Raw genomic sequence first — 14,699 nt, forward strand, 5'->3', positions numbered from 1 at the left:
GGTCATCATGCCACAGGGACGACGGGGACCCAGCGGCGGTCGCGGTCTCACCGGCGACGAAACCCCGCCCAAAGGGCGAACCCGCCGAGGGCCACGAACCACACCAGGGTCCAGGCCGGCATGGACAGACCGAGAAAGGTCCAGTCGATCGCGGCACATTCGCCCGAGCCCTGCAGCACCTTGGCCAGGGCCTCGAACATGCCCATGGCCTCCACCATGTAGTCCAGGCCCATGCTGGTGCAAAGGGGCACGTCCTCGGCCGGCAGGGATTGCAGCCAGACGTGCCGCCCGGCCACGCCGGCGCCGGCGGCGGCCGGCAGGAAGACCAGCAGGCCGTATGCCGCCCGTCCGCCCCGGCCCCGCGGCGAGTGCAGGCCGCCGGCCAGGAAGACCAGGCCCATTACCGCGAAGGCAATGCGTTGCAGGATGCAGAGCGGACACGGCATCAGCAGCATGCCGAACTGCGCGTACAGGGCGTAGGCCAGCAGGCTGGCGCAAGACGCGAAGCCGGCGAGAAACTGGCCGCGGAAACTCCAACGGAGCGGATTGGCGCGCATGGGAACTCCTGGGAAGCGGCATCAGCCTACATCGACCGCTCGCCGCACCGGAAGTTTCCGCGACCCCTGCGGCGGCACGTACCCGGACCCGGAATGCGGATGCTTGCAGGCGCCGAAAACAGCGAACCCCGGCCGAGGCCGGGGTTCGCGTTGCAACCAGCCTCAGGCGGCCGGTACTACTCGGCAGCCTCGGCAGCCTGCGGCCGATCCACCAGCTCGACGTAGGCCATCGGGGCATTGTCGCCCGGACGAAAGCCGCACTTGAGGATGCGCAGGTAACCGCCTGGGCGGGCCTTGTAACGCGGCCCCAATTCGACGAACAGCTTGCCCACCGCCTCCTTGTCGCGCAGCCGCGACATGGCCAGGCGGCGGTTGGCGACGCCGTCGTTCTTGCCGATGGTGATCAACGGCTCGGCGACGCGGCGCAGCTCCTTGGCCTTCGGCAGGGTGGTGCGGATCAGCTCGTGCTTGATCAGCGATGCGGCCATGTTGCGGAACATGGCTTCCCGGTGGGAGCTGGTGCGGCTGAACTTGCGGCCGGATTTCTGGTGACGCATGGTCGTAATTCCCTTCTAGATGCCTGGACTCAGCCCAGCATGCCCTGCTGGAGGCCGGCCGGCGGCCAGTTCTCGAGCTTCATGCCCAGCGACAGGCCACGCTGGGCCAGCACTTCCTTGATCTCGGTGAGCGACTTCTTGCCCAGGTTAGGGGTCTTGAGCAGCTCGACCTCGGTGCGCTGGATCAGGTCGCCGATGTAGTAGATGTTCTCGGCCTTGAGGCAGTTCGCCGAACGGACGGTCAGCTCCAGGTCGTCGATCGGACGCAGCAGCACCGGATCCACGCCGGTGGCAGCGGACTTGGCCGGGCCGCGCTCGCGCTGGGTGAAGTCGCCGAACACCGACAGCTGATCGGTGAGGATGTCGGCGGCGGTACGCACGGCCTCCTCGGCGTCGATGGTGCCGTTGGTCTCGATCTCGAGCACCAGCTTGTCGAGGTCGGTCCGCTGCTCGACGCGGGCGGCCTCGACCGAGTACGCCACGCGACGCACCGGCGAGAAGGAGGCGTCCAGCATCAGCCGGCCGATCGGGCGCGCTTCCTCGTCCGGACGGCGGCGGTCCACCGCTGGTTGGTAGCCGAGGCCGCGTTCGACCTTGAGCCGCATGTTCAGCGCCGTATCCTTGGTCAGCGTGCAGATCACGTGCTCGGGATTGAAGATCTCGACATTGTGGTCGGTCTTGATGTCGCCGGCGGTGACAACGCCCGGCCCCTTCTTCTGCAGCGTCAGCGTGGTGTGGTCCACGTTGTGCATGCGAATGGCCACGTCCTTGAGGTTCAGCAGGACTTCGAGCACGTCCTCCTGCAAGCCCTCGACCGTGGTGTACTCGTGCAGCACGCCGTCGATCTCCACTTCGGTGATGGCGAAACCGGGAATCGAGGACAGCAGCACGCGGCGCAGGGCATTGCCGAGCGTGTGGCCATAGCCGCGCTCGAGCGGCTCAATGGTCACCTTGGCGCGGTTTGCACCGAGGCGTTCGATGTGCGGGCCGCGGGGGCGCAGCACCTGGGTGGCGGTAACCGTCATGGTCAAGGCGTCTCCTGGAGGATTACTTCGAGTACAGCTCGACGATCAGCGCTTCGTTGATGTCGGAGGGCAGGTCGGAGCGGTCCGGGACGGCCTTGAAGACGCCGGAGAACTTCTTCGCGTCCACCTCGACCCAGCTCGGAACCAGATCCATCTGCTGGGCCAGGGTGACGGCCTCCTGCACGACCAGGTGCTTCTGGGCACGCTCGGTCAGCTGGATGCTGTCGCCGGCCTTGACCTGGTAGGACGGCAGGTTGACGGCCTTGCCGTTCACCAGAACGCCCTTGTGCGACACCAGCTGACGGGCCTGCGGACGGGTGACCGCGAAACCCATGCGGTAGACGACATTGTCGAGGCGCTGCTCGAGCATCTGCAGCAGGTTCTCGCCGGTGTTGCCCTTCCGGTTGGAGGCTTTCTTGTAGTAATTGCGGAACTGCCGCTCCAGCAGGCCGTAAATACGCTTGACCTTCTGCTTCTCGCGCAGCTGGTTGGCGTAGTCGGACAGCTTGCCGCGCTTGGCGGCGGCGCCATGCTGGCCGGGCTTCTGCTCCAGCTTGCACTTGGAGTCGATGGCGCGGGCCGGCGACTTCAGGCCGAGGTCGGCGCCTTCGCGACGGGCCAGCTTGCAGGTGGGACCGATGTAACGAGCCATTTCCCTAGTCTCCTCTTCCCGTCAGACGCGGCGCTTCTTCGGCGGCCGGCACCCGTTGTGCGGGATGGGGGTGACGTCGACGATGTTGGTGATCTTGTAACCGCAGGCGTTCAGCGAACGCACCGCCGACTCGCGGCCCGGACCAGGACCCTTGATGCGGACCTCGAGGGTCTTCACGCCGTAATCGAGGGCAGCCTTGCCGGCCTTTTCGGCGGCGACCTGGGCCGCAAACGGAGTGGACTTGCGGGAACCGCGGAAGCCCGCGCCACCCGAGGTCGCCCAGGACAGTGCATTGCCCTGGCGGTCGGTGATGGTGACGATGGTGTTGTTGAAAGACGCCTGGACGTGGGCGATGCCGTCGGTGACGACACGCTTGATCTTCTTCTTGGTCTTGGCAGCCGGCTTGTTCATTGGGCGCGGTCCTTACTTCTTGATGGCCTTGCGCGGGCCCTTGCGGGTCCGGGCATTGGTGCGGGTGCGCTGGCCGCGCAGCGGGAGGCCGCGGCGATGGCGCAGGCCGCGGTAGCAGCCCAGGTCCATCAATCGCTTGATCGACATGCCGACCTCGCGGCGCAGGTCGCCCTCGACCGTATACTTGGCCACCTCGGCGCGGATGCGCTCGATTTCCGGCTCGGAAAGGTCACGGATCTTCGTGGTCGGGGCGACGCCGGCCGCCTCGCAAACCAGCCTGGACCGGGTACGGCCGATGCCGTAGATACTCTGCAGGCCCACCCAGACGTGCTTCTGGACAGGCAGGTTGACACCCGCAATGCGCGCCATCAGGCGATCTCCAAAACTTAGTTGAGCGCAGTGAATCAGCAATTGTACTAGGGCCTGGGGTTCCTTTGTAGCCCCCCGGGGCCGACCCCGGGAAACCCGGCATGGGGAGTGTGCCCATGCTCCGGCGACGGACCCTTCCCTGCCCGGCCCCTTCCAAGGGCCCGGGCGCCCGCGCTCCTCCAGCGCGGGACCGGGAGGGCCCATCCGCGCGCCAAGCCGCCGCGCGGATCGCCCATCGTCGGGGGTTCCTCAGCCGCGGGCGAAGCCGCCGCGGGAACCACCCTTCAGATTCGCCTTTTTCATCAGGCTCTCGTACTGATGCGACATCAGGTGAGCCTGGATCTGGGCGGTGAAGTCCATCACCACCACCACCACGATCAGCAGCGAGGTGCCGCCGAAATAGAACGGGACCGGCCAGAATGCCCGCAACACCTCGGGCAGCAGGCATACCAGCACCAGGTACAGGGAACCAACCAGGGTCAGCCGGGTCAGCACGCCGTCGATGTAGTCGGCCGTGGCCTTGCCGGGGCGGATGCCCGGCACCAGGGCGCCGGACTTCTTCAGGTTGTCGGCTGTCTCCTGGCTGTTGAACACCAGGGCCGTGTAGAAAAACGCAAACCCCATGATCATGGCCCCGTAAAGGAGCATGTGCAGGGGCTCGCTCGGCGCCAGGGCCTGGCTGAGGTCCTGCAGGACCACGCCGAGCCGATCGCGCCAGCCGTCGCCGGTGGGGGCGCCGGTCTGTCCGAACCACTGGGCCATGGTGGCCGGGAACATGATCAGGCTGGAGGCGAAGATAGCCGGAATCACGCCGGACATGTTCAGCTTCAGCGGCAGATGCGAACTCTGGTTCATGTAGGCCTGGCGACCACCCTGGCGGCGGGCGTAGTTCACCGGGATGCGGCGCTGGCCGCGCTCCATGAACACCACGAAATAGGTCACGCCCAGCACCAGCGCCAGAATCACCAGCATGGCGAACCAGCTCAGCTCGCCATTGCTGACCTGCTGGAAGGTGCTGACGGTGGCGCCGGGAAGGCTGGCCACGATACCGGCGAAGATGATCAGCGAGATACCGTTGCCGACGCCGCGCTCGGTGATCTGCTCGCCCAGCCACATCAGGAACATGGTGCCAGCGGTCAGCGCCACGATCGCGGTCAGGATGAAGCCGGGTCCGGGCGCGTAGACGACCCCGGGCTGTCCTTGCAGCATCGAGGCGATCGAACCGGCCTGGACGATGGCCAGGAACACGGCGCCCACCCGCGAATACTGGGTCAGCTTGCGCCGGCCGCTTTCGCCCTCCTTCCTCAACGCCTTCCAGGGCTCGTACACCTGGCCCATCAGCTGCACGATGATGGACGCGGAGATGTACGGGATTACGTTCAGGGCGAACAGGCTGAAGCGGTTCAGGGCGCCGCCGGAGAACATGTTGAACATGTCCACGATGGTCCCCTGCTGCTGCTCCATCAGCCGCAACATCGCCTCCGGATCGATGCCCGGCACCGGAATGTAACTGCCGATGCGGTAGACGATCAGGGCGCCGACGACGAACAGCAAGCGCTGGCGGAGCTCGGTGAACTTGCCGAGCCCGCCCAGGGAACCAGCTGCGGAGAGGGAACGGGACAAGGGATTACTCCGTCACGCTGCCACCGGCGGCCTCGATCGCGGCCTTGGCACCCGCGGTCGCAAGCACGCCCTTGAGCACGAACCTCTTGCTGACCTCACCCTTCTTCACCACCTTGGCCTGCCTGGCAGTGGCAGGCACCAGCTTGGCGGCGCGCAGGGCGGCAATGTCGATCTCACCCGCTTCCAGGCGCTCCAGCTGATACAACAGCACTTCGGCGGTGTCGTTCTTGGTGCGCGAACGGAAACCGATCTTGGGCAGACGGCGCTGCATCGGCATCTGGCCGCCCTCGAAGCCGGGCTTGATCTTGCCCTTGCCGGTGCGGGCGTAGGAGCCCTTGTGGCCGCGGCCGGCGGTCTTGCCGAGGCCGGAGCCGATGCCGCGGCCGACGCGCACGCGGTCCTTGCGGGCACCTTCGGCGGGCTTGAGCGTGTTGAGTTTCATGATCTCTATCCTCCGGGCGCTCAGGACTCGACGCGCACCAGGTAGTGCAGCTGGTTGATCAGGCCGCGAACGGACGGGGAGTCCTTGAGTTCGCGGACGTCATTGAGCTTGTTCAGGCCGAGGGCGCGTACCGAGACGCGATGGCGCTGCTGACAGCCGCGCAGGCCCTTGACCAGGCGGACCTTGATGGTCTTCTCAGCCATTGAGGATCTCCTCCACCTTCTTGCCGCGCTTGGCAGCGATCCGGGCCGGCGACTGGGCCGCAGCCAGGCCCTTGACCGTGGCGCGAACCAGGTTTATGGGGTTGCGCGAGCCGACCGCCTTGGCCAACACGTCTTTCACGCCGACTGCCTCGAGCACCGCGCGCATGGCGCCGCCGGCGATCACGCCGGTACCTTCCGAGGCCGGCTGCATGTACACGCGGGCCGCACCATGATTGGCCTTGACCGGATGGAACAGGGTGCCATTGTTCAACTCGACCGACACCATGGACCGGCGGGCGTACTCCATGGACTTCTGGATGGCCACCGGCACTTCGCGCGCCTTGCCGTAACCGAAGCCAACCTTGCCGGCGCCGTCGCCGACCACCGTCAGCGCGGTGAAGGTGAACTGACGACCGCCCTTGACGGTCTTGGACACGCGGTTGACCGCGACCAGCTTCTCGATGAAGCCGTCCTCGCTCTCGCCGCGATTGCGCTCGCGCTCGTTGCTGCTCATGTCGTTTCCTGGATGCTTACGGCCTGGGCCGCTTGTAGTTGTGGGTGGCTCGTGGAACCTGGACCTGATGGTCTCAGAACTGCAGGCCGCCCTCGCGAGCGGCATCGGCTAGCGCCTTGACGCGGCCGTGGTAACGGTATCCGGACCGGTCGAAAGCCACCTTGTCGATGCCCGCAGCCAGCGCCTTGGCGGCAATGGCACGGCCGACCCTGGCGGCGGCCTCGAGGTTCTTGGTGCTCTTCAGCCCCTCCTTCACGTCGGCCTGGACGGTGGAAGCGGCCGCCAGCACCTTGGAGCCGTCGGCGCTGAACACCTGGGCATAGATATGCTGGCCGCTACGCAGCACGGACAGCCGGGCCACGCCCAGGTTGCGGATGTGGGCGCGGGTGGACTTGGCGCGGCGGAGACGGGCGGTCTTCTTTTCCATGGTCATATACCTCGCGGAAGCTGAAGCGCCCTTAGGCCTTCTTGGCTTCCTTCATGATGATCTTCTCGCCGGCATAGCGGATGCCCTTGCCCTTGTAAGGCTCGGGCTTGCGGAAGGCGCGGATCTTGGCCGCCACCTCGCCCACCTGCTGCTTGTCGGCGCCGCTGACCACGATTTCGGTCTGCGACGGAGTGGCCAGGGTGATTCCCTCCGGCGCGGTAAACACCACCGGATGGGAGAAACCGAGACTCAGGTTCAGGTCCTTGCCCTGCATGGATGCGCGGAAACCCACGCCGACCAGTTCGAGCTTGCGGCTGAAGCCCTCGGACACGCCAGCGACCATATTGGCCAGAATGGCGCGGGCGGTGCCAGCCATCGGCACATTGGCGGCCTCCGCCGCCGACAACTGCACCTGGCCGTTCTCGACCTTGAAATCGACGCCGGACGGGCGAGCCAGGCTCAGGGCTCCCTTGGGGCCCTTGACGGTCACCTTGTCGGCGGAGACGTTGAACTCGACACCCTTGGGCAGGGGAATCGGCTTCTTGGCAACGCGGGACATGGCAGTACTCCTTAGGCCACCAGGCAGATGACTTCGCCACCCACGCCCTCGGCGCGGGCCTGGCGGTCGGTCATCAGCCCCTTGGAAGTGGAGATGATGGCCACACCGAGACCGGCCAGCACCTTGGGCAGGTCGTTCTTGCCCTTGTACTGGCGCAGACCCGAACGGGACACGCGCTCCAGGCGCTCGATCACCGGCTTGCCAGCGTAGTACTTGAGGGAAATCTCCAAGGTCGCCTTGGCACCCTCGCCAACGCTGCGGAAGTCGCCGATGTAGCCTTCGTCCTTGAGGACCTTGGCGATCGCCAGCTTCATCTTGGAGGCAGGCATGGAAACCTGCGGCTTGCCGACGGCGAGCGCATTCTTGATGCGCACCAGCATGTCGGCGATGGGATCAGTCATGCTCATTGTCGCTTACCTTCTGTGGGTTCTGGAGCACCGATATCCGCAAGCCCCGAGGGGCCGGCGATTACCAGCTGGCCTTGCGCAGGCCGGGCACGTCGCCGCGCATGGTCGCTTCGCGCAGCTTGTTGCGGCCGAGGCCGAACTTGCGATACACGCCGCGCGGACGCCCACTCAGCTCACAGCGGTTGCGGATGCGGCTCGGGCTGGAGTCGCGCGGCAACTTCTGCAGCTTGGCGGCAGCCTCCATCTTCTCCTCGTAGGAGGCGGTGGGGCTGGAGATGATCTTCTTCAGCGCCTCGCGCTTGGAAGCGTGCTTCTGCACGAGCTTCCGGCGCCTGAGGTCGCGGTTAACCATCGAAGTCTTGGCCATGATTCTGGTCCTGGGCTCAGTTGCGGAACGGGAAGTTGAAGGCCTCGAGCAGCGCCTTGGCTTCCTCGTTGGTCTTCGCCGTGGTGGTGATGGCGATGTCCATGCCGCGAATCGCATCGACGGCGTCGAAGTCGATTTCCGGGAAGATGATCTGCTCCTTCACGCCCATGTTGAAGTTGCCCCGGCCGTCGAACGAACGGGCCGAAACGCCACGGAAGTCGCGGACGCGCGGCAGGGAAACGTTGATCAGGCGGTCCAGGAATTCGTACATCCTGGCGCGGCGCAGGGTGACCTTGCAGCCGATCGGCCAGCCGTCGCGGATCTTGAAGCTGGCGACCGAGACACGGGCCTTGGTGGTGACCGGCTTCTGGCCGGAGATCTTGGCCATCTCGTCGACGGCGTTCTCCAGCACCTTCTTGTTGCCCACGGCCTCGCCCACACCCATGTTGAGCGTGATCTTGCTGATGCGGGGCACCTGCATCGGGTTCTTGTAACCGAAGCGCTCGATCAGCTTCGGCACCACCTGTTCCTTGTAAATCTTCTCAAGCCGGGTCATGGCGCATTTCCTCAGGCGTCGATCGCCTCACCACTCGAGCGGAAGACACGAACCTTGCTTCCATCCTCGAGGACCTTGAAACCGATGCGCTCGCCCTTGCCCGTGGCCGGATTGAGCAGCATCACGTTGGAGATGTGGATCGGCGCCTCACGCTCGACGATGCCACCGGCCACGCCAGCCTGGGGATTCGGCTTGGTGTGACGCTTGATCAGGTTGACGTTCTGGACGACGACGCGGTCGCCAGCCACACGCACAACCTCACCCTTCTTGCCCTTCTCGGCGCCGGCGATCACGATCACCTGGTCGCCCTTGCGGATACGGTTCATTTGTTCTGTCCTCGCTCAGATGACTTCGGGAGCGAGCGACACGATCTTCATGAACTTCTCGGAACGAAGCTCACGGGTCACGGGCCCGAAGATGCGGGTGCCGATCGGCTCCTGCTTGTTGTTCAGCAGCACGGCGGCGTTGCCGTCGAAGCGGATCAGCGAACCATCCGGGCGGCGCACGCCGGAACGGGTGCGAACCACGACGGCGTCGTAGACCTCGCCCTTCTTGACCTTGCCGCGCGGAATCGCGTCCTTGACGGTCACCTTGATGATGTCACCGATGTGCGCGTAGCGGCGCTTGGAGCCGCCGAGCACCTTGATGCACATCACCTCCTTGGCGCCGGAGTTGTCGGCGGCCTCGAGGTAGCTCTGTACCTGGATCATGTCCTGGACTCCTTACTTCGCCGCGCGCGTGACGACTTCGACCACGCGCCAGTTCTTGGTCTTGGACAGCGGCCGGCATTCGGCGACACGCACCACATCGCCCTCGTTGCAGGCATTGTCCTCGTCGTGCGCGTGCAACTTGGTCGAACGCTTGATGTACTTGCCGTACAGGGCGTGCTTGACCTGGCGCTCGACGAGCACGGTGACGGTCTTGTTCATCTTGTTGCTGACGACGCGGCCTTCGACCGTGCGCAGCTGCTTGGCATTATCGCTCATGGCTCGCCCTTACTTCTTCTCGGTCAGCACGGTCATCGTGCGCGCTATCTCGCGACGGACCTGCCTGATGCGGTGGGGGGCGCTCAGCTGGCCCGTGGCCTTCTGCATGCGGAGCGCGAACTGCTCCTTGTGCAGGTCCACCAAGTGCGCCTTCAGGTCGGCCGGCGACTTTTCACGAAGTTCCTTGAGTTCCATATCAGCGCACCGTCCGGGTCACGAAAGTGGTGGTCACCGACAACTTGGCAGCAGCCAGGCGAAAGGCCTCGCGGGCAGTCGCCTCGTCCACGCCCTCGATCTCATAGATCATGCGGCCTGGCTGGATCTGCGCCACCCAGTACTCGACGTTGCCCTTGCCCGCGCCCATGCGGACTTCGATGGGCTTCTTCGTGACCGGCTTGTCCGGGAACACGCGGATCCACATCTTGCCGCCGCGCTTGACATAGCGGCTGATCGAACGACGCGCCGCCTCGATCTGGCGTGCGGTAAGCTGGCCATGCGACGTGGCCTTCAGCCCGTACTCGCCGAAGCTGACGGCGTTACCGTTCCAGCTCAGGCCCTCGTTGCGGCCCTTGAAGACCTTTCGGTACTTGGTTCGCTTGGGTTGCAGCATGACCTGTTACCTCGCTTCCTTGGCGGCCTGGCGGGACGGGCGCTCCTGGCGCTCCTCCTGCTTCTCCTGGCCGACCTGGCTGAAGTCGAAGACTTCGCCCTTGTAGATCCAGACCTTCACCCCGATCACGCCGTAGGTGGTCGAGGCCTCGGCGAAGCCGTAGTCGATGTCCGCGCGCAGGGTGTGCAGGGGCACACGGCCTTCGCGGTACCACTCCGAGCGGGCGATCTCGGCGCCATTCAGGCGGCCGGCAACGTTGACCTTGATACCCAGGGCACCCAGGCGCATGGCATTGCCGACAGCCCGCTTCATTGCACGACGGAACATGATGCGGCGCTCGAGCTGTTGGGCGATCGACTCGGCCACCAGCTGGGCGTCGAGCTCAGGCTTGCGCACCTCGGTGACATTGATGTGCGCCGGCACCCCCATGATCTCGGACACTTCCTTGCGCAGCTTCTCGATGTCCTCGCCGCGCTTGCCGATCACCACACCCGGACGGGCCGAATGGATGGTGACGCGGGCAGACTTGGAGGGGCGCTCGATCAGGATCTTCGAAACACCCGCCTGGGCGAGCTTCTTGCGCAGCATCTCCCGGACCTTCAGGTCCGAGGTGAGGTACTGCGCGTACTCGCGCTTGTTGGCGAACCACTTCGAGTTCCAGTCCTTGGCGATGCCCAGGCGGATACCGGTCGGATGAACTTTGTGACCCATGTTGTCGTCCCTGCCTTACTTGCCCGAGCCCACAACCACGGTGATGTGGCTGGTGCGCTTGAGGATGCGGGTGCCGCGGCCCTTGGCGCGGGCCATGAAGCGCTTCAGGACAGGGCCCTCGTCGACCATGATGGACGACACCTTGAGCTCGTCGATGTCAGCGCCGAGGTTGTTTTCGGCATTCGAAATGGCCGACCACAGGACCTTGCCGATCAGGTGGGCAGCCTTCTTGTCGGAGAACTTGAGCAGCTCGTGCGCACGGGACGCCTGCATGCCCCGAACCTGGTCGGCGACCAGACGGGCCTTCTGCGGCGAGATCCGGGCAGTGCGGAGGATGGCCTTGGCTTCCATTGTCATGCTCCTTACTTGCCGGCCTTCTTGTCGCCGCCGTGACCCTTGAAAGTCCGGGTGAGGGCGAACTCGCCGAGCCGGTGACCCACCATGTTCTCGTTGACCAGGACCGGGATGTGCACCTTGCCGTTGTGCACGGCAATGGTCAGACCGACCATTTCCGGCAGGATCATCGAACGGCGCGACCAGGTCTTGATCGGCTTCTTGTTGCTGCCCTGCGCGGCTTCCACCTTCTTGAGCAGATGGTGGTCGACGAAGGGACCCTTCTTGAGAGAACGTGCCATGGCCTATCAACCCCTGCGATCGCGCACAATGAACTTCTGGGTGCGCTTGTTCTTGCGCGTCTTGTAACCCTTGGCCGGCGTGCCCCACGGCGACACCGGATGCGGGTTGCCCTGGCCGGCGCGGCCCTCGCCGCCGCCGTGCGGGTGGTCGACCGGGTTCATGGCGGCGCCGCGAACAGTCGGCCGGATGCCGCGCCAGCGCTTCGCGCCGGCTTTGCCCAGCTTCTCCAGGTTATGCTCACTGTTGCCGACCTCACCGATGGTGGCGCGGCAGTCGGCCGGCACCTTGCGCATCTCGCCGGAACGCAACCGCAGGGTGGCGTAACCACCTTCGCGGGAAATCAGCTGGGCACCGGCGCCAGCGGCACGGGCCAACTGGGCACCCTTGCCCGGCTTCATCTCGATGCAGTGCACGGTCGAACCGACCGGCATGTTGCGCAAAGGCAGGCTGTTGCCAACCTTGATCGGAGCATCCTTGCCGGAAATCACCTGGTCACCCTCGGAAAGGCCCTTGGGCGCGATGATGTAGCGACGTTCGCCGTCGGCATAACACAGCAGGGCAATGTGCGCGGTACGATTCGGGTCGTACTCCAGGCGTTCGACACGGGCCGGAATACCCTCCTTGTCGCGCTTGAAGTCGATGATGCGGTAGTGGTGCTTGTGACCGCCGCCGATGTGCCGGGTGGTGATACGGCCGTAGTTGTTGCGACCACCGGTCTTGCCCTTCTTCTCGACCAGTGACGGCAGCGGACCGCCCTTGTGCAGGTCGGCGTTGGAGACCCGCACCATGGCGCGGCGGCCAGGCGAGGTCGGCTTGTAAGTCTGCAGTGCCATGGGTTCCTACCTCAGGCCTTGGCCATCACGTCGATCGTCTGGCCTTCGGCCAGGCGAACGTATGCCTTGCGCCAGTCGCCGCGGCGGCCGGCACGGTTGCGGAAGGACTTGCTCTTGCCCTTCACGTTGACGACGTTGACCGCCTCGACCTTGACGTCGAACAGGGACTCCACCGCCGACTTCACATCGGCCTTGGTGGCGGTCTGCGCAACCTCGAAGACGTACTGGTTGGACGTCTCCTGCAGGCGCGCGGTCTTCTCGGAAACGCGCGGGGCGCGGATCACGCCGAGGATCTTGATGTTGCTCATGCCAGCCACTCCTCGACCTTCTTGACCGCGTCGGCGGTCATGATCACGTTCTCGGCGCCGACCAGCGCCACCGGGTCCAGGCCCTGCACGTCGCGAACCTGCACGTACGGCAGGTTGCGGGCGGCCAGGTACAGCGCCTCGCTGCCTTCCTCGGTGACGATCAGCGGACGATCGGTGCCCAGCTCGGCCAGCTTGGCCACCAGGGCCTTGGTCTTGGGCTCGGCGACGTCGAAAGCATCCACCACCTTGAGCCGACCCTGCCGATTGAGCTCGGAGAGGATCGCGCAGATGGCGGCGCGGTACATCTTCCGGTTCACCTTCTGGGCGAAGCTACGCGGCTTGGCGGCGAACGACACACCGCCACCGACGAAGATCGGCGCGCGATAGTCGCCATGGCGGGCACCGCCGCCCTTCTGCTTCTTGAACTTCTTGGTCGTGCCGCTCACTTCCGAGCGGCTCAGCTGGGCCTTGGTGCCGGCGCGGCCGGCGTTGCGGAATGCAACCACCACCTGGTGCACCAGGTCTTCGCTGAACTCACGGCCGAAGACGGCGTCGGAAACCGACAGCGCCTTGCCGCTTCCAATGACGGCGAGTTCCATTTCCTACTCCTCAACCTTTGCTGGCGGGGCGAACGACCACGTCGCCGCCCGGCGCACCCGGGACGGAACCCTTGACCGCGATCAGGCCGCGCTCGGCGTCGACCTTGACCACTTCCAGGTTTTGCATGCTCTGGCGCACGGCGCCCATGTGACCGGCCATCTTCTTGCCCGGGAACACACGGCCCGGAGTCTGACGCTGGCCGATGGAACCCGGGGCGCGATGCGACAAGGAGTTACCGTGGGTGGCGTCGCCCATGGTGAAGTTGTGCCGCTTGATCGTGCCCTGGAAGCCCTTGCCCTTGGTCACGCCGGACACGTCCACCAGCTGCCCGACCTTGAAGATGTCGGCCTTGATCTCACCACCGACCTGGTAGCTGCCGGCGTCCTTGTCCTCGATGCGGAACTCCCACAGGCCACGACCGGCTTCGACCTTGGCCTTGGCGTAGTGACCCGCCAGCGGCTTGTTGACCAGGGACGCGCGGCGACTGCCGGCGGTCACCTGCACGGCGCTGTAGCCGTCGGTCTCCACCGTCTTGACCTGGGTGATCCGGTTCGGGGTGGCTTCGATCAGGGTGACCGGGATGGAGCGGCCGTCATCGGTGAAGATGCGGCTCATGCCCGCCTTCCGGCCCACGATGCCAATGCTCTTGGTCGTCATGGTCGTGTCCTCAGGTCAGCTTGATCTGGACGTCCACGCCGGCGGCGAGCTCGAGCTTCATGAGCGCATCCACGGTCTTGTCGTTGGGGTCCACGATATCCAGCACGCGCTTGTGGGTGCGGGTCTCGTACTGGTCGCGCGCGTCCTTGTCGACGTGCGGCGACACCAGCACTGTGTAGCGTTCGATCTTGGTCGGCAGCGGGATCGGGCCGCGCACCTGCGCGCCGGTCCGCTTGGCCGTCTCAACGATCTCGGAGGCCGAGCGATCGATCAGGCGATGATCGTAGGCCTTCAGCCGAATCCGGATCTTCTGGTCCGCCATGGCGATGTCCTTGGGTAAAGAGCGACGGAGCCAGGGGCGTCGGGCCCTGGTTCCCGTGGAAAACAAGCTCGGTGGACCAGACGGTCCACCGAGCCGGAAATTTTAGCCCGCATGAATGCCCCCTGTCAAACAGGGGTTTCCTCGGGCGCCGCCCTTCCTGGGCGCGAACACGAGGGGCTTCCTGCCCCTCTTTTCGGTATGTCTGGCCGCCTGGGGGCAGCCGGGCGCGGGATTATACCCTTACTTGATGATCTTGGAAACCACGCCGGCGCCGACGGTGCGGCCGCCCTCGCGGATCGCGAAACGCAGGCCCTCGTCCATCGCGATCGGCGCAATCAGCGACACCACCATCTTCACGTTGTCGCCC

The 14,699-nt window shown here is 65.3% G+C and carries 29 protein-coding genes; all 29 read right to left on the reverse strand.

Features of this window, described 5'->3' with window-relative positions:
• Window positions 1-47: 47 nt before the first annotated feature.
• Window positions 48-557, reverse strand: a complete 510-nt coding sequence (locus F0415_RS02130; RefSeq protein ID WP_149859540.1) for a disulfide bond formation protein B — start codon at window positions 555-557, stop codon at window positions 48-50.
• A 176-nt stretch (window positions 558-733) separates the two neighbouring features.
• Window positions 734-1,114: a 50S ribosomal protein L17 gene (gene rplQ / locus F0415_RS02135; RefSeq protein WP_149859541.1), complete on the reverse strand. Its 381-nt coding sequence runs from the start codon at window positions 1,112-1,114 to the stop codon at window positions 734-736.
• Between the two features lie 29 nt (window positions 1,115-1,143).
• Window positions 1,144-2,139 carry a DNA-directed RNA polymerase subunit alpha gene (locus tag F0415_RS02140; RefSeq protein ID WP_149859542.1) on the reverse strand — a complete coding sequence of 332 codons (996 nt, stop codon included), beginning with the start codon at window positions 2,137-2,139 and terminating at the stop codon, window positions 1,144-1,146.
• A gap of 22 nt (window positions 2,140-2,161) precedes the next feature.
• Window positions 2,162-2,791 carry a 30S ribosomal protein S4 gene (rpsD, locus tag F0415_RS02145; protein WP_149859543.1) on the reverse strand — a complete coding sequence of 210 codons (630 nt, stop codon included), beginning with the start codon at window positions 2,789-2,791 and terminating at the stop codon, window positions 2,162-2,164.
• A gap of 21 nt (window positions 2,792-2,812) precedes the next feature.
• Window positions 2,813-3,202: a 30S ribosomal protein S11 gene (gene rpsK / locus F0415_RS02150; protein ID WP_149859544.1), complete on the reverse strand. Its 390-nt coding sequence runs from the start codon at window positions 3,200-3,202 to the stop codon at window positions 2,813-2,815.
• A gap of 12 nt (window positions 3,203-3,214) precedes the next feature.
• The gene (gene rpsM / locus F0415_RS02155; RefSeq protein ID WP_149859545.1) at window positions 3,215-3,571 is read right to left on the reverse strand and encodes a 30S ribosomal protein S13; all 357 of its coding nucleotides are present in this window, start codon (window positions 3,569-3,571) and stop codon (window positions 3,215-3,217) included.
• Between the two features lie 249 nt (window positions 3,572-3,820).
• Window positions 3,821-5,194, reverse strand: coding sequence for a preprotein translocase subunit SecY (secY, locus tag F0415_RS02160; RefSeq protein WP_149859546.1), 1,374 nt, complete (start codon window positions 5,192-5,194; stop codon window positions 3,821-3,823).
• A gap of 4 nt (window positions 5,195-5,198) precedes the next feature.
• Window positions 5,199-5,636, reverse strand: coding sequence for a 50S ribosomal protein L15 (gene rplO, locus F0415_RS02165; protein ID WP_149859547.1), 438 nt, complete (start codon window positions 5,634-5,636; stop codon window positions 5,199-5,201).
• Window positions 5,637-5,656: 20 nt separating this feature from the next.
• Window positions 5,657-5,839: a 50S ribosomal protein L30 gene (gene rpmD, locus F0415_RS02170; RefSeq protein ID WP_149859548.1), complete on the reverse strand. Its 183-nt coding sequence runs from the start codon at window positions 5,837-5,839 to the stop codon at window positions 5,657-5,659.
• Window positions 5,832-6,353, reverse strand: a complete 522-nt coding sequence (gene rpsE, locus F0415_RS02175; RefSeq protein ID WP_149859549.1) for a 30S ribosomal protein S5 — start codon at window positions 6,351-6,353, stop codon at window positions 5,832-5,834. Before rpsE ends, rpmD begins: the two co-directional genes overlap by 8 nt.
• Window positions 6,354-6,426: 73 nt before the next feature.
• Entirely contained in the window at window positions 6,427-6,780 is a 354-nt protein-coding gene (rplR, locus tag F0415_RS02180) for a 50S ribosomal protein L18 (RefSeq protein WP_425457806.1), read from the reverse strand.
• A 31-nt stretch (window positions 6,781-6,811) separates the two neighbouring features.
• Complete coding sequence (gene rplF / locus F0415_RS02185; protein ID WP_149859551.1) at window positions 6,812-7,339, reverse strand: 50S ribosomal protein L6; 528 nt, start codon at window positions 7,337-7,339, stop codon at window positions 6,812-6,814.
• A gap of 11 nt (window positions 7,340-7,350) precedes the next feature.
• The gene (gene rpsH / locus F0415_RS02190) at window positions 7,351-7,746 is read right to left on the reverse strand and encodes a 30S ribosomal protein S8 (RefSeq protein ID WP_149859552.1); all 396 of its coding nucleotides are present in this window, start codon (window positions 7,744-7,746) and stop codon (window positions 7,351-7,353) included.
• Between the two features lie 61 nt (window positions 7,747-7,807).
• Window positions 7,808-8,113 carry a 30S ribosomal protein S14 gene (gene rpsN, locus F0415_RS02195; RefSeq protein ID WP_149859553.1) on the reverse strand — a complete coding sequence of 102 codons (306 nt, stop codon included), beginning with the start codon at window positions 8,111-8,113 and terminating at the stop codon, window positions 7,808-7,810.
• A gap of 16 nt (window positions 8,114-8,129) precedes the next feature.
• Window positions 8,130-8,669: a 50S ribosomal protein L5 gene (gene rplE / locus F0415_RS02200; RefSeq protein ID WP_149859554.1), complete on the reverse strand. Its 540-nt coding sequence runs from the start codon at window positions 8,667-8,669 to the stop codon at window positions 8,130-8,132.
• A gap of 11 nt (window positions 8,670-8,680) precedes the next feature.
• Window positions 8,681-8,995, reverse strand: coding sequence for a 50S ribosomal protein L24 (rplX, locus tag F0415_RS02205; protein ID WP_149859555.1), 315 nt, complete (start codon window positions 8,993-8,995; stop codon window positions 8,681-8,683).
• Between the two features lie 15 nt (window positions 8,996-9,010).
• Complete coding sequence (gene rplN / locus F0415_RS02210; RefSeq protein ID WP_149859556.1) at window positions 9,011-9,379, reverse strand: 50S ribosomal protein L14; 369 nt, start codon at window positions 9,377-9,379, stop codon at window positions 9,011-9,013.
• Between the two features lie 12 nt (window positions 9,380-9,391).
• Entirely contained in the window at window positions 9,392-9,655 is a 264-nt protein-coding gene (rpsQ, locus tag F0415_RS02215; RefSeq protein WP_149859557.1) for a 30S ribosomal protein S17, read from the reverse strand.
• A 9-nt stretch (window positions 9,656-9,664) separates the two neighbouring features.
• Window positions 9,665-9,850, reverse strand: a complete 186-nt coding sequence (gene rpmC, locus F0415_RS02220; RefSeq protein WP_149859558.1) for a 50S ribosomal protein L29 — start codon at window positions 9,848-9,850, stop codon at window positions 9,665-9,667.
• A gap of 1 nt (window position 9,851) precedes the next feature.
• The gene (gene rplP / locus F0415_RS02225; protein WP_149859559.1) at window positions 9,852-10,265 is read right to left on the reverse strand and encodes a 50S ribosomal protein L16; all 414 of its coding nucleotides are present in this window, start codon (window positions 10,263-10,265) and stop codon (window positions 9,852-9,854) included.
• Window positions 10,266-10,271: 6 nt separating this feature from the next.
• Window positions 10,272-10,976: a 30S ribosomal protein S3 gene (rpsC, locus tag F0415_RS02230; protein ID WP_149859560.1), complete on the reverse strand. Its 705-nt coding sequence runs from the start codon at window positions 10,974-10,976 to the stop codon at window positions 10,272-10,274.
• A gap of 15 nt (window positions 10,977-10,991) precedes the next feature.
• Window positions 10,992-11,327 carry a 50S ribosomal protein L22 gene (rplV, locus tag F0415_RS02235; protein ID WP_149859561.1) on the reverse strand — a complete coding sequence of 112 codons (336 nt, stop codon included), beginning with the start codon at window positions 11,325-11,327 and terminating at the stop codon, window positions 10,992-10,994.
• A gap of 11 nt (window positions 11,328-11,338) precedes the next feature.
• Window positions 11,339-11,611: a 30S ribosomal protein S19 gene (gene rpsS / locus F0415_RS02240; RefSeq protein WP_149859562.1), complete on the reverse strand. Its 273-nt coding sequence runs from the start codon at window positions 11,609-11,611 to the stop codon at window positions 11,339-11,341.
• Between the two features lie 6 nt (window positions 11,612-11,617).
• Complete coding sequence (rplB, locus tag F0415_RS02245; protein ID WP_149859563.1) at window positions 11,618-12,445, reverse strand: 50S ribosomal protein L2; 828 nt, start codon at window positions 12,443-12,445, stop codon at window positions 11,618-11,620.
• A gap of 11 nt (window positions 12,446-12,456) precedes the next feature.
• Window positions 12,457-12,753 carry a 50S ribosomal protein L23 gene (rplW, locus tag F0415_RS02250; RefSeq protein ID WP_149859564.1) on the reverse strand — a complete coding sequence of 99 codons (297 nt, stop codon included), beginning with the start codon at window positions 12,751-12,753 and terminating at the stop codon, window positions 12,457-12,459.
• The gene (rplD, locus tag F0415_RS02255; RefSeq protein WP_149859565.1) at window positions 12,750-13,352 is read right to left on the reverse strand and encodes a 50S ribosomal protein L4; all 603 of its coding nucleotides are present in this window, start codon (window positions 13,350-13,352) and stop codon (window positions 12,750-12,752) included. Before rplD ends, rplW begins: the two co-directional genes overlap by 4 nt.
• 10 nt (window positions 13,353-13,362) lie before the next feature.
• Window positions 13,363-14,010, reverse strand: a complete 648-nt coding sequence (rplC, locus tag F0415_RS02260; RefSeq protein ID WP_149859566.1) for a 50S ribosomal protein L3 — start codon at window positions 14,008-14,010, stop codon at window positions 13,363-13,365.
• A gap of 10 nt (window positions 14,011-14,020) precedes the next feature.
• Window positions 14,021-14,332, reverse strand: coding sequence for a 30S ribosomal protein S10 (gene rpsJ / locus F0415_RS02265; protein WP_022968186.1), 312 nt, complete (start codon window positions 14,330-14,332; stop codon window positions 14,021-14,023).
• A gap of 240 nt (window positions 14,333-14,572) precedes the next feature.
• The coding region (locus F0415_RS02270; RefSeq protein ID WP_483964253.1) for an EF-Tu C-terminal domain-related protein at window positions 14,573-14,699 on the reverse strand (127 nt) is incomplete at its 5' end.

The organism is Arenimonas fontis, assembly GCF_008386465.1.
Classification (GTDB): Bacteria; Pseudomonadota; Gammaproteobacteria; order Xanthomonadales; family Xanthomonadaceae; genus Arenimonas; species Arenimonas fontis.

Bases quoted from the DNA above. Each gene is read 5' to 3' on its own strand.
- F0415_RS02130 (WP_149859540.1), bottom strand. From the start codon at position 557: ATGCGCGCCAATCCGCTCCGTTGGAGTTTCCGCGGCCAGTTTCTCGCC.
- rplQ (WP_149859541.1), bottom strand. From the start codon at position 1,114: ATGCGTCACCAGAAATCCGGCCGCAAGTTCAGCCGCACCAGCTCCCAC.
- F0415_RS02140 (WP_149859542.1), bottom strand. From the start codon at position 2,139: ATGACGGTTACCGCCACCCAGGTGCTGCGCCCCCGCGGCCCGCACATC.
- rpsD (WP_149859543.1), bottom strand. From the start codon at position 2,791: ATGGCTCGTTACATCGGTCCCACCTGCAAGCTGGCCCGTCGCGAAGGC.
- rpsK (WP_149859544.1), bottom strand. From the start codon at position 3,202: ATGAACAAGCCGGCTGCCAAGACCAAGAAGAAGATCAAGCGTGTCGTC.
- rpsM (WP_149859545.1), bottom strand. From the start codon at position 3,571: ATGGCGCGCATTGCGGGTGTCAACCTGCCTGTCCAGAAGCACGTCTGG.
- rplO (WP_149859547.1), bottom strand. From the start codon at position 5,636: ATGAAACTCAACACGCTCAAGCCCGCCGAAGGTGCCCGCAAGGACCGC.
- rpmD (WP_149859548.1), bottom strand. From the start codon at position 5,839: ATGGCTGAGAAGACCATCAAGGTCCGCCTGGTCAAGGGCCTGCGCGGC.
- rpsE (WP_149859549.1), bottom strand. From the start codon at position 6,353: ATGAGCAGCAACGAGCGCGAGCGCAATCGCGGCGAGAGCGAGGACGGC.
- rplR (WP_425457806.1), bottom strand. From the start codon at position 6,780: ATGGAAAAGAAGACCGCCCGTCTCCGCCGCGCCAAGTCCACCCGCGCC.
- rplF (WP_149859551.1), bottom strand. From the start codon at position 7,339: ATGTCCCGCGTTGCCAAGAAGCCGATTCCCCTGCCCAAGGGTGTCGAG.
- rpsH (WP_149859552.1), bottom strand. From the start codon at position 7,746: ATGAGCATGACTGATCCCATCGCCGACATGCTGGTGCGCATCAAGAAT.
- rpsN (WP_149859553.1), bottom strand. From the start codon at position 8,113: ATGGCCAAGACTTCGATGGTTAACCGCGACCTCAGGCGCCGGAAGCTC.
- rplE (WP_149859554.1), bottom strand. From the start codon at position 8,669: ATGACCCGGCTTGAGAAGATTTACAAGGAACAGGTGGTGCCGAAGCTG.
- rplX (WP_149859555.1), bottom strand. From the start codon at position 8,995: ATGAACCGTATCCGCAAGGGCGACCAGGTGATCGTGATCGCCGGCGCC.
- rplN (WP_149859556.1), bottom strand. From the start codon at position 9,379: ATGATCCAGGTACAGAGCTACCTCGAGGCCGCCGACAACTCCGGCGCC.
- rpsQ (WP_149859557.1), bottom strand. From the start codon at position 9,655: ATGAGCGATAATGCCAAGCAGCTGCGCACGGTCGAAGGCCGCGTCGTC.
- rpmC (WP_149859558.1), bottom strand. From the start codon at position 9,850: ATGGAACTCAAGGAACTTCGTGAAAAGTCGCCGGCCGACCTGAAGGCG.
- rplP (WP_149859559.1), bottom strand. From the start codon at position 10,265: ATGCTGCAACCCAAGCGAACCAAGTACCGAAAGGTCTTCAAGGGCCGC.
- rpsC (WP_149859560.1), bottom strand. From the start codon at position 10,976: ATGGGTCACAAAGTTCATCCGACCGGTATCCGCCTGGGCATCGCCAAG.
- rplV (WP_149859561.1), bottom strand. From the start codon at position 11,327: ATGGAAGCCAAGGCCATCCTCCGCACTGCCCGGATCTCGCCGCAGAAG.
- rpsS (WP_149859562.1), bottom strand. From the start codon at position 11,611: ATGGCACGTTCTCTCAAGAAGGGTCCCTTCGTCGACCACCATCTGCTC.
- rplB (WP_149859563.1), bottom strand. From the start codon at position 12,445: ATGGCACTGCAGACTTACAAGCCGACCTCGCCTGGCCGCCGCGCCATG.
- rplW (WP_149859564.1), bottom strand. From the start codon at position 12,753: ATGAGCAACATCAAGATCCTCGGCGTGATCCGCGCCCCGCGCGTTTCC.
- rplD (WP_149859565.1), bottom strand. From the start codon at position 13,352: ATGGAACTCGCCGTCATTGGAAGCGGCAAGGCGCTGTCGGTTTCCGAC.
- rplC (WP_149859566.1), bottom strand. From the start codon at position 14,010: ATGACGACCAAGAGCATTGGCATCGTGGGCCGGAAGGCGGGCATGAGC.
- rpsJ (WP_022968186.1), bottom strand. From the start codon at position 14,332: ATGGCGGACCAGAAGATCCGGATTCGGCTGAAGGCCTACGATCATCGC.